The organism is Arthrobacter vasquezii (genome assembly GCF_029455255.1).
GTDB lineage: Bacteria > Actinomycetota > Actinomycetes > Actinomycetales > Micrococcaceae > Arthrobacter_D > Arthrobacter_D parietis.
Genome location: NZ_JAROKN010000140.1, coordinates 1 through 537, shown reverse-complemented (window position 1 = coordinate 537; position 537 = coordinate 1). Strand labels below are relative to the sequence as shown.

General features: G+C 60.9%; 1 protein-coding gene. It reads right to left on the bottom strand.

The features are described 5' to 3' along the window. Positions 1–113 precede the first annotated feature (113 nt). Positions 114–537 (bottom strand): IS6 family transposase (locus tag P4U43_RS17985; RefSeq protein WP_277359961.1); only part of this gene is annotated, 424 nt, incomplete at its 5' end.

Here is a 537-nt window from a genome sequence, read left to right as displayed (position 1 = left end):
CGGCTGATGAGGTGTTGCTGGGTATTGAACAGGTTGTAGATGGGGCCGTGGGCGGAGAGAAAGCGCTGGGCTGAACCCTGCGATTTGAACCGCTGCTGTTTTCGCTCCCGCCTTCAGGTGGGCAAATGGCTGTTCTCGGCACGATTGTTTTCGCGCATGCCGCCAGGGCGATGGACCTTCAAAATCCCCAGCTTTCTCAATGCTGAACGATACGACGCGAGCTTGTCGGTCGTGATGGTTTCAGGGTGCAGACCGTTGTGCTTCAGCAAGCGGCGCATCAGCTTATAGGCTGCTGCGGTGTTGCGCCGACGCTGGACGAGGACGTCCAGGACCTCGCCCTCGTCGTCCACAGCGCGCCATAGCCACATGCGCCGCCCTTTAATCTTCACCACCACTTCGTCCAGATGCCACCGACCCGTCGGACGATCACGACGGCGACGAATATTGGCCGCGATCTGCGGGCCGAACGTGTTGCCCCTGCAACGGACCGCCTCGCGGCTGGCTTCAATCCCTCGCTGCGCCAGGAGTTCTTCGACA